Raw genomic sequence first — 14,304 nt, forward strand, 5'->3', positions numbered from 1 at the left:
CAGCGCTATCCTTGCGCCAGCCTCGGCACGTGCGCCGACGCAGCCCTCACTCTACGGCCCTGTTGCTGACCCATGCCTCCAATCCCTGTGATCGTGCAGCGCATCATCGCGCTGCTCAAACGTTACCCCGGTGTCATCGCCCTGGGCGGCTTCCTGTCGGGTATCGGCAGCTTCATCCTGGTCGACCGCCAAGCTGGCCTGGCCAGCTGGATTGCCATCGTGCTGCTGGTCAGCTGGGTCTGGCTGATGCTGGAGAACACCCTGACCCGGCTGTTCACCCGCACCTTCAATCGCGAGATCCCGCAACCGTTGCTGCGCTATGCAACGCAGATGATTCACCAGGAGAGCCTGTTCTTCGTCTTGCCGTTCTTCTTCATCACCACCACCTGGAACAGTGGCCAACTGGTGTTCACCGGGCTGCTCGCCGCTGCCGGGCTGATTTCCATCGTCGACCCGTTGTACTACCGCTGGCTGGCACCGCGGCGCTGGCTGTTCCTGGCGCTGCATACGCTGACCCTGTTCGCTGCGCTGCTGACCGCACTGCCGATCATCCTGCACCTGACCACCGCCGAGAGCTTCAAGCTGGCGCTGGTCACGGCCATGGTGCTGTCGTTTCCCAGCCTGGTCAGCAGCTTCCCGCCGGCCAGCTGGCGGAAGGGCATCGCCTTGGTGGTGCTGAGCCTGGTCATCGGTGCGGGCGGCTGGCTGCTGCGCTCGTGGGTGCCGCCGGCCACGCTGTGGATGACCGAGGTGGCGGTCAGCACCGAGGTCAACAATCGTGAGCCCGGTGAGTCGCTCAAGGAAGTACCGGCCAGCCGCATCCGCAGCAACGGCCTGTATGCCTATACCTCGATCAACGCACCACGCGGGCTCAACGAGCGGATCTACCACGTGTGGCAGAAAGACGGCCAGGAGGTCGACCGTATCGCCCTCGACATCCGTGGCGGGCGCAAGGAAGGCTATCGCGCCTGGACCCACAAGCAGAATTTCCCGCCCAACCCCGTCGGCCGCTGGCAGGTGCGGGTGCTGACCGAAGATGGCCAGGTGATTGGCGTGCTGCGCTTCAAGATCACTGCAGACGCCCCGGCCGCCTCAAGCTGAGGCGCGCAGGGGTTGGATTGCCAGCAGGCTGAGGGTCAGGCAAAGAACCAGTAGCAGACGCAGATCGCCGCCACCACACCGGAAAACTCCGCCAGCAGGGCGCAGCCGACCGCGTGGCGCACGCGCTGAATGCCCACCGCGCCGAAATACACGGCCAGGACATAGAAGGTGGTCTCCGTGCTGCCCTGGATGGTCGCCGCCACCAGGGCCGGGAAACTGTCGACGCCCTGGGCCTGCATGGTCTCGATCATCATGGCCCGCGCGGCGCTGCCTGAGAACGGTTTGACCAGCGCAGTGGGCAGGCCGTCGACGAAGCGGGTGTCCAGGCCCATCCAGCTCACCGCGTGGCGAATGCCATCCAGGGCCAGCTCCAGGGCGCCCGACGCGCGCAGCACGCCGACGGCCACCAGCATCGCCACCAGGTACGGCAGCAGACTCTTGGCCACATCGAAGCCTTCCTTGGCGCCTTCGATGAACACCTCATACACCTGCACCCGCCGCAGCGCGCCGATCACCAGGAACACGACGATGATGCCGAACAGGGTGAGGTTGCCAAGAATCGACGACAGGCTGGCCAGGGCGGCGGCAGACAGCGTGCCCAGGAACGCCATGAAGCAGCCCAGCAGCAGTGCGCCAGGGATCAGGTAGGCGAGCACGACCGGGTCCCACAGGCGCAGGCGCTGCATCACCGCGACAGAAAGCAGGCCGACCAGGGTCGAGACACTGGTGGCCAGCAGGATGGGCAGGAACACCATGGTAGGGTCAGGTGCGCCCTGCTGGGCGCGGTACATGAAGATGGTCACCGGCAGCAAGGTCAGTGACGAGGCGTTGAGCACCAGAAACAGGATCTGCGCGTTGCTGGCCGTGGTCGTGCTGGGGTTGAGCTCCTGCAGCGCGCGCATGGCCTTGAGGCCGATGGGGGTAGCGGCGTTGTCCAGGCCCAGGCCGTTGGCGGCAAAGTTCATGGTGATCAGGCCCAGCGCCGGGTGGCCCTTGGGCACTTCAGGCATCAGCCGGGCGAACAGCGGCCCCAGCACCTTGGCCAACCACTCGACGATGCCAGCCTTTTCGGCGATCTTCAGAAAACCCAGCCAGAGGGTCAGAGTGCCGAACAGCAGGATCACCACCTCGACCGACAGCTTGGCCATGGCGAAGATGCTTTCGACCATGGCAGCGAAGATGCCAGCATTGCCGCCGATCAGCCATTGCCCCAGGGCGGAAACCGCGCCCACCAGGAAAAAGCCGAGCCACAGGCCATTGAGCATTTGCGAGTCCCCCTGAAAAATGTCCGCATCATAGCGCATGCGCCGCACGGCCCAACGCCTGCACGCAGGTTGCGCGAAACACAGACAGCAACAAGCCCCTGAAAGGTCGCCGAAACGCTGTTCATTTAAGCGACTGGGGCCGCCTTGCGACCCATCGCGGCTAAAGCCGCTCCCACAGGGTATGCATTTCCTGTGGGAGCGGCTTTAGCCGCGATGGGCTGCAGAGCAGCCCCAAGTGATATCGATCTAGCTTAAGCAAACAGTATTAGGTAAGTCGCCAGGCAGTGCGTCTATCTGAACCGCGTAGCGCGTTGCCGGAGCTTGCAGTGACTCGCGGGTGAATCCCGCGAGCCTGGATCGTGCCTTACTGCTTGACCGCCTGGGCGGAGGTCGAGGCTTCTTTCTTGCCGGTCATGTGCGGCAGCGAGTTGTAGTACGCCTCGCCTTTGGCCGAATCGTACATGCCTTCCCAGCGGGCGATGACCAGGGCTGCCAGGGCGTTGCCGATCACGTTCAGCGCAGTACGGGCCATGTCCATGATGCGGTCGACACCGGCGATGAACGCCAGGCCTTCCAGCGGGATGCCCACGCTGCCCAGGGTGGCCAGCAGCACTACGAACGACACACCCGGTACACCGGCGATGCCTTTGGAGGTCACCATCAGGGTCAGGACCAGCAGCAGTTGCTGGCTGATCGACAGGTCGATGCCGTACAGCTGGGCGATGAACAGCGCGGCAATGCTCTGGTACAGGGTCGAGCCGTCGAGGTTGAAGGAGTAGCCGGTCGGCACCACGAAGCTGCAGATCGATTTTGGCGCGCCGTAGGCTTCCATCTTCTCGATGACCCGTGGCAGCACGGTTTCGGAGCTGGAGGTGGAGTAGGCCAGGATCAGCTCGTCTTTCATGATGCGCATGATCTTGATGACCGAGAAGCCGAACACCCGCGCCACCAGGCCCAGCACCATGAAGGCGAAGAAAGCGATGGCGAAGTACACCAGCACGACCAGCTTGGCCAGCGGCAGCAGCGAGGCGAAACCGAAGTTGGCGACCGTGACGGCGATCAGGGCGAATACACCGATCGGGGCGTAGTTCATGATCATGTGGGTGACCTTGAACATGGTCTCCGACACGCCCTGGAAGGTACGTACCAGCGGCTCACGCAGGTCGCTCGGCAGGCTCGACAGGCCCATGCCGAACATCACCGAGAAGAAGATGATCGGCAGCATCTCGCCACGCATGAGGGAGGCGAAGATGTTCGAGGGGATCAGGTTCAGCAGGGTCTGGATGAACGCATGCTCATGCTGCACTTCGGCAGCAGTGGCCTGGTACTTGGAGATGTCCACAGTGCCCAGGGTGCTCATGTCGATGCCGGCACCTGGGTGGAAGACGTTGGCGAACACCAGGCCGACCACGATGGCGATGGTGGTCACGACCTCGAAGTAGAGAATGGTCTTCAGGCCGATACTGCCCAGCTTCTTGGCATCACCGACACCGGCAATGCCGACGATCAGCGACGAAACCACGATAGGCACGACGATCATTTTGATCAGACGAATGAAGATGTCACCGGCGGGTTGGAGGACGTTGCTGATCCACCATGCCTTTTCTGCACTGAAATGATTCAGCAGCGCGCCGATTGCAACACCCAGCACCAGACCGATGACGATCTGCCAGGCGAGGCTCAGTTTTGCCTTCTTCATGTCGTTACCCTTTATTTTAGTGGACATGGTGTGCCGGCCGGAAATACCCGTACCAGAGCCATCGGGCTGGGTGACGAGTGGTGCTGTTGCTTCCGTTAGGCGGACTCCATGAAAGGTCACCGCAGGTTGCCAAAGCCAGGCTTGGGCCCGCGAAAAAGGCCGCAACTATTGCCATGCGAAAGAGGCCAGTCTAATGCCGGAAACGAGTACCCCATGCCGAAACTGCATAACGTGATGGCGTTAAAAAAGGCATTTTTCAGGGCATTGGAGGTGTCTGTTCGGTTAACCGAACATGGGCGCAGGGGTATGCAGCGAGCGATTGGGCAGGTGGCGGGAACGGTACAGGCGGTGTTCGACAATCCGAATGGTCATCGAGACGTCTGAACAGGGATGCAAACGAAGCGAAAAAAACGATGTGTGGCGAAGGAAAAATGTGCCCTCTCAGACATTTCCTACGCTACTCCCCGATTTGAGCGGTATCGGGGCTTCGGAGGTCAGGTCTCGCTCAGGGCGTGGACCTGAACCATCCGATGCTACCTTTCCTGACCCGGCCCTTGACGGAGGTACTCCCTGTACCCCTAGGCCGCTCCGACTACGCATCAGTCAGAACAGCCCAGCCCCTTGGTCATGTGCCACGCCTCATCGGTGCGGCGCATCATGGAAGCTGAAACACTAAGGAAGTTCCGCGTCCAGATGATTACAGTACGCGGCCGCTGGTCAGAAACCCCGCGGCCCGCATTCAAAGCTGCTCTTTGAGCATCGCCTTCATGCCGTCATCCGGGTCGCCGATCCAGCGCAAGCGCGGATCGTGCGTAGGGGATGATTCGGCAGGCGCTTCGACGAGCAGCCCGTAGGCATCGTCCTTGTCCCAGCTGAAGGCGGCGACCAGGCGCTTCTGCGAACACGTCTGCTCGCTCTCACAGAGCGAACCGACCAGGTACTTGTCACCGTCTTCGGTGGTGGCAGACATCTGCTGTTGCGCGGTGCCCGACAGGTTGATGACCCAATCCGGCAAACGCTCCTGACCTTTGATGGCATCCTGCCAAGCTCCACGGTATTCGTTACCCGATCCCAGCAGCTGGTTCAGGTACACCTGGCCGTCATTGGCCGCCAACGTCGCTGTGCTGCTGCCCAACAACAGGGCAGCGGCCAGCGTGTGTCGAAGCAGGTTGTTCATGGACGACCACGGCCTCGGCCGAAGAAGAAGGACGCAACGAACAGTACCAGGAAGAGGATAAACAGGATCTTCGCGATACCCGTGGCAGCGCCTGCGACAGCTACGAAACCAAAGTAGCCAGCGACGATGGCGATGATCAGGAAGGTAAGTGCCCAACTCAGCATGGTGATTCTCCTTTCTCTATGGGATCAGTGAGTCGGGCCTTAGAAGACCCAGCGCTCCTGAGGAACTACGGTATCGATGGTGGCAGGGGAAGCCTTGGCACGCGGCGCTTGCTGCGGCTTTTCAGCGGCTTGAACGAGCGACTGGCTGCGATCGGCTTTCATCGTGGCAAGCAGTGCAGTCTGTGCAGCGACCTGATCGGCCAGACGAGCGGTCTGCACGCTGTGATAGAACTGGCCGGCAACCACGGTCAGTACCAAAGCGACACCGAGCAGCACGAGCTTGCGCAGTGGCAAGGTATTGAGGGTCTGCTGAGTATGTGTGGTCTGGCGAGTCATGCCGGCTGCTCCTGCTGAATTTTTCTTTTCGAACTTATCCAGATGATTGCAGCCTGCATGCCAGTCTTTGAAAAGAATAAATATTCAGTTAAATCAATGAGTTAACTGCAAGTCGGAAGGGGTCCTGGGACGTATCCTGCACGATGACCCCTCCAAGGTCGTGCAATTTGCAAGAACTAGCCTTCGACCTTGGTCGCCACTTTCAGCATGTCGGCGTCCACGCCCCGCACACCGACGATCTGCCGGGCGATTTCGACGGCCACCTTCTTCAGCTCCTGGCTCACCACCTCGCCTGACAATCGCACCATGCCTTCCTCACTCACCACGCGGATGGTCGCGCCATCCAGGTTACGGCTGAACCGGTAGCTGTTCTGAATCTTGTCGAGTACCCAGGCATCACTGGGCTGCGGGCCCGAGGGCGCATCCACGGGGTTGTTGCGCGCTTCGGCCATGGCGGCGCTATCAAGGCTCACCAGGTTGTTGGCCAGGTGGACTCCGTCGGTCGTGCGTGCAATGACGCCCGCCAGCTCCTTGGCCTCGGCCGTGGCGACACGGCCGCGCAGCGTCACGACACCCTCGCGGCTTTGCACCTCGATCGGCGACTTCTCCGTGACCCGGCTCCACACCAGGCGTGCACGGACCATGGCGGCCAGCGTGGCATCGTCCAGGCGCTGGGCGTATGCGCGGGCCTCCAGCGGATGCTCGACCAGCTCGGCGTTGACCTTCAGTTGGTTATCGACCTTGGCAATCCCCTTGGTGGCCATCGCCACGTGCTCGGCGAGGTCGCGCTCCACCTGGTTTTCCACTTCACCGCTCAGCCGCGCCTGCTCGCCTTGCACTTCGACCCGGATGCTGAACGGGTTGAGCACCCGGTTGAGCGAGAGCGCAGTCTGCACGCTGCCTTCGGTCCGCGCGTCTTGCACAGGGTCGGCAAACGCGCAGGCAGTGGCCATGACGCTGAGGGCAAATACGGCGAGGGAAGGGGCGCGCTTCATGGAAATCTCCTGTGATGTGTAAAGCGTTTAAACAATCTGTGGACCCCGCAATGGCCATGCCAGCGCAAAATCCATCGGAAAAATTCAATGTTTCAACGAGTTAGCTAACCTGAAGGCAACCGGCTAGCATTGCAAACTCCGGATGTATCAGGAAAAGACCATGCAACTTGCCCGATATTTCCGACACTAAGTCTGACTATTCCCAAAGGAGCGTAGGAAATATGGAATCCGCCCCGGACAACCAAGGCCGCATTCTGCTGGTGGACGACGAGTCTGCGATCCTGCGTACCTTCCGTTATTGCCTGGAAGACGAGGGCTACAGCGTTGCGACGGCCAACAGCGCGTCCCAGGCTGAGACCCTGCTGCAGCGCCAGGTCTTCGACCTGTGCTTCCTCGACCTGCGCCTGGGTGAAGACAATGGCCTGGACGTGTTGGCACAGATGCGCATCCAGGCGCCGTGGATGCGTGTGGTGATCGTCACGGCCCACTCGGCCATCGATACCGCCGTCGATGCCATCCAGGCAGGCGCGGCTGATTACCTGGTGAAACCGTGCAGCCCCGATCAACTGCGTTTGGCCACGGCCAAACAGCTGGAGGTACGTCAGCTCTCGGCACGGCTCGAAGCGCTGGAAGGCGAGGTGCGCAAGCCCAAGGACGGGCTCGACTCGCACAGCCCGGCCATGATGGTGGTGCTGGAAACCGCGCGACAGGTGGCGATCACCGATGCCAACATCCTGATCCTGGGTGAGTCGGGCACCGGTAAAGGTGAACTGGCGCGGGCCATTCATGGCTGGAGCAAACGCGCGCGCAAATCCTGCGTGACCATCAACTGCCCGTCGCTCACCGCCGAGCTGATGGAAAGCGAGCTGTTCGGTCACAGCCGCGGCGCGTTCACCGGCGCCAGCGAAAGCACCCTGGGCCGGGTCAATCAGGCAGATGGCGGCACGCTGTTCCTCGACGAGATCGGCGACTTCCCGCTCACCCTGCAACCCAAGCTGCTGCGCTTCATCCAGGACAAGGAATACGAGCGGGTCGGTGACCCGGTCACGCGCCGCGCCGACGTGCGCATCCTGGCGGCGACCAACCTCAACCTGGAAGAAATGGTGCGCGAAGGCCGTTTCCGTGAGGACCTGCTGTACCGCCTGAACGTCATCACCTTGCACTTGCCGCCACTGCGCGAGCGCAGTGAAGACATCCTGACCCTGGCCGAGCGTTTCCTGGCGCGTTTCGTCAAGGACTACTCACGCCCGGCGCGTGGCTTTTCCGATGAAGCACGTGCGGCACTGCTCAACTACCGCTGGCCCGGCAACATTCGCGAGCTGCGCAACGTGATCGAGCGCGCGAGCATCATCTGTCCGCAGGAACGCGTCGAGGTCAGCCACCTGGGCATGGGCGAGCAACCGACCGGCAATGCGCCGCGTGTGGGCGCGGCGTTGAGCCTGGATGAGCTGGAGCGCGCGCACATCGGCGCAGTACTGGCCACCAGCGATACCCTCGATCAGGCGGCCAAGACCCTGGGCATCGATGCCTCGACGCTGTACCGCAAGCGCAAGCAGTACAACCTGTGAAGTGGTCGATGAAGCTGCGCACGCGCTTGTTCCTGAGCATCTCGGCGCTGATCACCGTGGCGTTGCTGGGCCTGTTGCTGGGGCTGGTGAGCGTGCTGCAGATGTCTTCGATGCAGCAGAGCCTGCTCAAGGACACCAGTCATGTGCTGGAGCTGGGTGTGAAACTGCGCCAGAACCTGGGTGAGCAACTGACCCAGATTCTCGACGAGAGCCCTAATCGTGAAAGCCTCGCTGACCTGCAGGGGCAGTTCCAGGCGCTGCTCGATCAGGGCTTGGCGCAGGGCGGTGAGCGCACCGGGCTGGGCCAGGTCAGCAGTAGCTACCTGGGCTTCTTGCAGGCCTATCGGGAAAGCGCCTCGCCCTCGCGCCAGATGGGCCTGGAACAGCCGTTGGGTATCGCGTTCGATCAGGTTCGGCGCAGCTTGATCGCCTCCAGCACCCGTGCGCTGGACGAAATCAACCGAAATGAAGAACGTAACCACGACCAGGCATTTCTGGTCAGCGCCATTCTGGGGTTGATCGGCCTGGTCGTGCTGATCCTCGGTTTCATCACCGCGCACAGCATTGCCCGGCGGTTCGGGTTACCGATCGAAGCCTTGGCCCGTGCCGCGGATCAGGTTGGACGCGGTGACTTCAACGTGCCCCTGCCAGTGGCCCAAGCCAATGAGCTGAACCAGCTGACCCGCCGTTTCGGCCTGATGGCCGATGCACTGCGCAAGCATCAGGCGACCAATATCGATGAGGTGATGGCCGGCCAGCAGCGCCTGCAGGCAGTGCTCGACAGCATCGACGACGGCCTGCTGATCATCGACCCCCAAGGCTGCCTGGCACACCTCAACCCGGTCGCTCAACGCCAGTTGGGCTGGGACAGCAGCCGTATCGGCATGCCACTGGAGCAGGCGCTGCAGCGGCCCGAGCTGGAGCAGCAACTGCGCCAGGTGCTGCGCGGCGGCAGTCTCGATCGGCCACCCGACGACCTCAGCCTGGAGATCGACGAGGAAACCCGCTTGCTGAGCTACAGCCTGACCCCGGTGAGCCATCCGCAGGGGCCGATTCTCGGTGCGGTCATGGTACTGCGCGATGTCACCGAGCAGCGCGCCTTCGAGCGCGTGCGCAGTGAGTTCGTGTTGCGCGCCTCCCACGAGCTGCGCACGCCGATCACCGGCATGCACATGGCGTTCGGCCTGTTCCGCGAGCGCATCAAGTTCCCCGCCGACACACGCGAGTACGACCTGCTGGACACCATCGGCGAAGAGATGCAGCGCCTGACCCAGTTGATCAATGACCTGCTGAATTTCTCGCGCTACCAGAGCGGCCTGCAGAAGCTCGACGTGGCGCCGTGCGATATCGAGGCATTGCTGGCGCGGACCCATCAGCGCTTCGAGGCCTCGGCGCACGAGAAGCAGATCGAGCTGGTCGTGGAGATGGAGTTGCCGCTGCCGCGCATCCAGGCAGATGTCAGCCAGCTCGACCGGGTGCTGGACAACCTGTTGCACAACGCCATTCGTCACACCCCCAGCGGTGGGCGCATTCGCCTGCATGCACGGCGGCATGCCGAGCGAGTCATCATCAGCGTGGAAGACAGCGGCGAGGGCATTGCCTACGGTCAGCAAGGACGGATCTTCGAGCCGTTCGTGCAGGTGGGTCGCAAGAAGGGCGGAGCCGGCCTGGGCCTGGCGCTGTGCAAGGAAATCGTGCAGCTGCATGGCGGCCGCATGGGGGTCTTCTCGCGGCCCGGGCAGGGCACGCAGTTCTACATGGCCTTGCCGGTCTGAGTTGCTGCCTGCGACGGGCCTTCAGGGCTCGTCGTCGAGGCGCTGCTGGCCCATGCGGCGCCCCCGCGCAATCAGGCCGATGAACTGGCGGGCGCTGAGCGGATGGGCGAACAGCCAGCCTTGCCCGTAGTTCACCCCTTCGCTGGTCAGCAGTACGGCTTGGCCTTCACTCTCGATGCCTTCGGCAATCACCCGCAAATGCAGCGAATGCGCCATGCGAATGATGTGCGGCGCCACACCGCTACTGGCGGCGTCATGGCCAAGGGCGTCGATGAAGGCCTTGTCGATCTTCAGGCAGTCCACGGGCAGAGTCTGCAGATACGACAAGCTGCAGTAGCCGGTGCCGAAATCGTCGATCAGCACCTGATGCCCAGAGGCGCGCAGGGCTTGCAGGTTTTCCCGCGCCACCACCACGTCGATCAATCCGCGCTCGGTGACTTCAAAAGCGATCTGCGTGGCCGAGACTCGGTGCCGGGCCAGCAGGCGCGCCGCTACGCGACCGATGCGTGGGGCCATGACGTCGCAGGCTGCCAGGTTGACCGAAATGTACAGCTGGCGGTTGCTGCGCAGCAGCGGGCCGAGCTGTTCAAGCACGCGTTGCAACACGAAATCGGTGATCTGGCGAATCTGCCCGGTGTTTTCCGCCAGGGGGATGAACAGCTCGGGGCTGGTCAGGCTGCCATCGTGGCGGCGCCAGCGCACCAGGGCCTCGGCGCCGACACAGCGCCGGCTGGCCAGTTCGAAGATCGGCTGATACAGCACCTGCAGCTCACCGCGGCGCAGGGCGCTCTGCAGCTCGGCGCTCATGGAGCGGCGCTGCTGGATCAACTGCAGCACCAGCCAACCGATCAGGCAGGCCAGCACCACACTGCCTGGGAACAGCAACCACAGCGGGCCGTCGAGCTTGAGCGGCAGGCGCGTGCGCGGCGCGATCAGCACCAGCTGGTAATCGGGCGAGCGAGTGGCCATGCGGTACATCAGCCGGTCGCCCAGTTCCACCAAGGGTTTTTGCGAGGCCGGAGGCCACGGCTGGGTGGGCGGCCACTGTTGCGGTGGGCCGAGCACGGGGATGGCCCGTTTGCCGTGGTCGAGCACCACCAGCAGGCTGCCGCCGGCGGGCAGATCGACCACATCAGTCAGGTGACCACGTGACGTCGAGACCAGAAAACGGCCGCGCCCCAGCATCAGGGCTGCGAGGTTGTCGTTGGGTTCGGTGCTGGTGTTGAGCCAGTAGCTGTAGGTGGGGCCCTGAATGTCAGCCACCCGCTGCGGCTCGATGACACGCTCACCGCCGCGGTTGGAGCACGCCACCTGACCGTGGACATAGGCGGCCTCATAGATGAAACGCGAGCCCAGCCCAACGTCTTGCAGGGCAGCCTTCATGGCTCCATCACACCCGCGCAGTGGTTGCGCCTGCAGGGTGTCGACGCCCTGGCGCAGCTCGCCGAACACCTGTTCGAGGCGCTCGAGAAAGCGCTTGCCCTGGGCATTCATGTGCGCGCTTTCGTTTTGCCGGGTCTGCTGCAGGTTTAGGCCGACGCTGGCCGCCAGCAACAGCGCGGCACTGGCCAGGGCAGCGAGCGCAGCCAATAGCCAGGGACGAAGGATCATCTGGCGCAACGATAAGGGGGGGACGGGCATGTGCGGCATCCGGTTGAGTCACCAAGGTATAGCAACTGGGAACCGTTTCAGCCTGGCCGTTTAGCGGCCTTCATGAACCTTTCGCCAAGGGCGCAGCACAGACGGCTGCGACGGGCGAGGGTGGCTTGATGCTCGTGGTAGCGCGTGTCTTGACCTGGGCCACGGCGGTTTCAGGCCTGGGCAGGCTTATTCGATCTCTGGTGCGCAGTCGGGGCTCGCGAAAAAAAACGGTCCCTGGAGCGACCGGCCCGGCGCTTCGGTTGGTCGCGATAATCGCGATGGCCGGCCATGCCGGCCCGATCAAACCACTCAACGCATCCGGTTGAGCACCTGCAGCATCGCCGCCGTCTGCGCATCTGGCTGGCCGTCGAAGCGCTGTGGTCGGAAGCGCATCTGGAAGGCTGCGATCACCTGGCGGGTGGCTTCGTCCAGCTCGCCAGTCTGCGAGACGGCGTAGCCGAAACGGGTCAGCTGTTGCTGGTACCAGCTGATCGACGGCGGATTGGAGGTGAACCAGGCTTGTTGCTGGGCCACGGCATTGGCATCGGGCCAGAGGCCCAGGCCGGCGTCAGCCAGGCGCTTCCAGGGAAACAGCGGGCCTGGGTCCTGCTTGCGCAGGGGGGCGATGTCGCTATGGCCGACGATGTAGCGCGGCTGAATGGCATTGCGCTTGACGATGTCCTTGAGCAGGGCGATCAGTGACTGGATCTGCGCCTCGCTGTAGGGGTGCCAGACGCGCCCTTGCGGGGTGTCGGTAAAGCCTGGGTTGACGATCTCGATGCCGATGGAGGTGGAGTTGAGCCAGGTGCGGCCGTCCCACTGGCTGTCGCCGGCATGCCAGGCACGGCGGCTCTCGTCGACCAGCTGGTAGATCGTGGCCGGCCCGTCACCGATCAGGTAATGACTGCTGACCTCGCCGTGGGTCAGCAGGGCCAGCGAGCGTTCAAGCGAGGCGTTGGTGTAGTGCAGGACGACGAACTGGATGCGTTGGTCCTGATTGGCCGAGACATGATCACGGTCGATGCGCAGGCCGCTGGAGCAACCGGCCAGGAGCAGTAACAGAGCAGCGGTGAAGAGAGCTTTCATGGCGAGTGGTGGGTCTGTCGAAATCAGTGGCGCCTAGCATAACGCACGCACCCCGCCGTCACTCAACCTTGTTCGATGCGATTGCGCCCTTGGCCTTTGGCGCGGTAAAGGGCCTTGTCGGCACGGTCCAGCACTACCTCGCTGGCCTCGCCTGGGCGAAAGGCGCTGAGGCCGATCGAGGTGGTGATGGTGACCGGCTCGCCCTTGAAGTGGAAGGGGCACGCTTCTACGGCCGCACGCAGGCCTTCCACATGCTGCGCCGCAGCAGCGGGCGCGGTCTGCGGCATCAGCAGGACGAACTCTTCACCGCCGAAGCGCGCCATGAAATCGCGACCCCGCAGGCGCTTGCGCAGTACGTTGGCGACCAGCTTGAGCACTTTGTCGCCAGCCAGATGGCCGTAGCCATCATTGATGCGCTTGAAGTGGTCGAGGTCGAAGATGGCCATCGACAGATGGCCGCCCTGGGCTTGCCAGGCGTGCAACTCCTGCGCCACACGCTCGGCCCAGGCCGCGCGATTGGGCAAGCCCGTGAGCGGATCGATCAGGGCTTTCTGGCGCTGCTCCTCAAGGTGCTCGCGAAAGCCCAGGGCTTCCTGTTCCATGCTGGCCACACGTGCGGCCAACCCTTGCAGGCGTTCGGCAAGCGCCTGCTCGCGGCGGTCGCGTGCCTGCTGATGTTCGTCGAGCGTACCGATCAGGCCTTCCAGGCGGCTGTCGAGCACCTGCTTGAGACTGTCCAGGTCGTGCGCGCCCTGCACACTGTGCTGCAGGCCGTCAACGTGCTCGCGCAACGCCGTGTCGAGCTGACGCGCCGCGTCCTGATTATCGGCATGCCCGGCGCTGGCATCGCGCAAGTGGCTGTGAAACGCCTCCAGCCGTTCGTTGAGCGCCTGCAGGTAGGCCTCGAACGCGTGCTGGCCGCTGTCGTTGATCGCCAGCATCAGCACGGCGAGGTCGTCGAGGATGGGGATCAGCTCGTACCAGTTCAGCCCACGCGCCACGCGCTCGCGCATGCCCAGCGCCTGGTCCTTGTAGCGCTCGGGCAGGGTGAGGTCGTCGAGCAGGCCAAGCAGGGTGTGTTCGATGTGCGCGGCGACCTGGCTGTACGGCGGCTCGACCGCATGGGGCAGGGCGTAGGGGCCGTCTTCGCTGGCATAGGTGTCGGTCAGCGGAGGGAGCGGGAGCGACGGGGTGGCGTCGAGCTGCGCCGCTGGTATGGGCGCTGATCCGGGTGCCGATTCGGCGTGTGGCGAGGGCGGCACAGGGTCGGCGGGTGCGTCGTCGACAGGCTGCGTGATCGGCGTTTCGAGCGACGTCTGGCGGGTGGGCACGCTCTGCGCAGGGTCTGCGTGGACAACGGGTTCGCGGGCTGATTCGCTATCGGTGCTTGCGACCGTGGCCGGTGTCGCCGCGGCGGACGCGGGGGCTGGCGCCGGATTGAGTGCAGCAGGGGGCAGCTCGGCTGTGCCAGACACGGCGGTAGCCTCAGGCATCGCC

At 63.5% G+C, this 14,304-nt stretch carries 13 protein-coding genes; 4 read left to right on the forward strand and 9 right to left on the reverse strand.

Annotated features, from left to right (window positions below):
• Positions 1–72: 72 nt before the first annotated feature.
• Entirely contained in the window at positions 73–1,101 is a 1,029-nt protein-coding gene (locus tag RT028_RS10585; RefSeq protein ID WP_312934735.1) for a DUF5924 family protein, read from the forward strand.
• Positions 1,102–1,136: 35 nt separating this feature from the next.
• Here the strand turns inward: RT028_RS10585 and RT028_RS10590 are convergent, their stop codons facing one another.
• Positions 1,137–2,366, reverse strand: a complete 1,230-nt coding sequence (locus RT028_RS10590; RefSeq protein WP_312934737.1) for a nucleoside recognition domain-containing protein — start codon at positions 2,364–2,366, stop codon at positions 1,137–1,139.
• 364 nt (positions 2,367–2,730) lie between these two features.
• Positions 2,731–4,065 carry a glutamate/aspartate:proton symporter GltP gene (gene gltP / locus RT028_RS10595; protein WP_312934752.1) on the reverse strand — a complete coding sequence of 445 codons (1,335 nt, stop codon included), beginning with the start codon at positions 4,063–4,065 and terminating at the stop codon, positions 2,731–2,733.
• Positions 4,066–4,278: 213 nt separating this feature from the next.
• Here gltP and RT028_RS10600 point away from each other — a divergent pair, with 213 nt between their 5' ends.
• Positions 4,279–4,449, forward strand: coding sequence for a hypothetical protein (locus RT028_RS10600; RefSeq protein ID WP_312934738.1), 171 nt, complete (start codon positions 4,279–4,281; stop codon positions 4,447–4,449).
• A 355-nt stretch (positions 4,450–4,804) separates the two neighbouring features.
• Here the strand turns inward: RT028_RS10600 and RT028_RS10605 are convergent, their stop codons facing one another.
• The 4 genes from RT028_RS10605 to RT028_RS10620 all read right to left on the reverse strand — a co-directional run bounded on the left by RT028_RS10605 (position 4,805) and on the right by RT028_RS10620 (position 6,737).
• Positions 4,805–5,242: an inhibitor of vertebrate lysozyme family protein gene (locus RT028_RS10605; protein ID WP_312934739.1), complete on the reverse strand. Its 438-nt coding sequence runs from the start codon at positions 5,240–5,242 to the stop codon at positions 4,805–4,807.
• Positions 5,239–5,406 carry a DUF1328 domain-containing protein gene (locus RT028_RS10610; RefSeq protein ID WP_312934740.1) on the reverse strand — a complete coding sequence of 56 codons (168 nt, stop codon included), beginning with the start codon at positions 5,404–5,406 and terminating at the stop codon, positions 5,239–5,241. The genes RT028_RS10605 and RT028_RS10610 overlap by 4 nt, the downstream gene beginning before the upstream one ends.
• A gap of 39 nt (positions 5,407–5,445) precedes the next feature.
• A complete protein-coding gene (locus tag RT028_RS10615; protein WP_312934742.1) occupies positions 5,446–5,742 on the reverse strand; it encodes a hypothetical protein in 297 nt (98 codons plus the stop codon).
• Between the two features lie 176 nt (positions 5,743–5,918).
• Positions 5,919–6,737 (reverse strand): BON domain-containing protein, encoded by an 819-nt coding sequence (locus RT028_RS10620; protein WP_312934744.1) that lies wholly within the window; start codon positions 6,735–6,737, stop codon positions 5,919–5,921.
• A 221-nt stretch (positions 6,738–6,958) separates the two neighbouring features.
• Here RT028_RS10620 and algB point away from each other — a divergent pair, with 221 nt between their 5' ends.
• Together algB and RT028_RS10630 are read left to right on the forward strand one after the other, a co-directional pair.
• Complete coding sequence (gene algB / locus RT028_RS10625) at positions 6,959–8,305, forward strand: sigma-54-dependent response regulator transcription factor AlgB (protein ID WP_296267233.1); 1,347 nt, start codon at positions 6,959–6,961, stop codon at positions 8,303–8,305.
• Positions 8,302–10,080, forward strand: a complete 1,779-nt coding sequence (locus tag RT028_RS10630; protein ID WP_312934747.1) for a KinB sensor domain-containing domain — start codon at positions 8,302–8,304, stop codon at positions 10,078–10,080. The genes algB and RT028_RS10630 overlap by 4 nt, the downstream gene beginning before the upstream one ends.
• A gap of 21 nt (positions 10,081–10,101) precedes the next feature.
• Here the strand turns inward: RT028_RS10630 and RT028_RS10635 are convergent, their stop codons facing one another.
• The 3 genes from RT028_RS10635 to RT028_RS10645 form a co-directional block, all read right to left on the reverse strand.
• The gene (locus tag RT028_RS10635) at positions 10,102–11,730 is read right to left on the reverse strand and encodes an EAL domain-containing protein (protein ID WP_409567230.1); all 1,629 of its coding nucleotides are present in this window, start codon (positions 11,728–11,730) and stop codon (positions 10,102–10,104) included.
• Between the two features lie 300 nt (positions 11,731–12,030).
• On the reverse strand, positions 12,031–12,807 hold the full coding sequence (locus tag RT028_RS10640) for an N-acetylmuramoyl-L-alanine amidase (RefSeq protein ID WP_312934750.1): 777 nt from the start codon (positions 12,805–12,807) through the stop codon (positions 12,031–12,033).
• Between the two features lie 62 nt (positions 12,808–12,869).
• Positions 12,870–14,304: diguanylate cyclase (locus RT028_RS10645; protein WP_312934751.1), on the reverse strand; the 1,435-nt coding region annotated here is incomplete at its 5' end.

Source organism: Pseudomonas sp. (genome assembly GCF_032058845.1).
In the GTDB taxonomy this organism is placed as follows: domain Bacteria; phylum Pseudomonadota; class Gammaproteobacteria; order Pseudomonadales; family Pseudomonadaceae; genus Aquipseudomonas.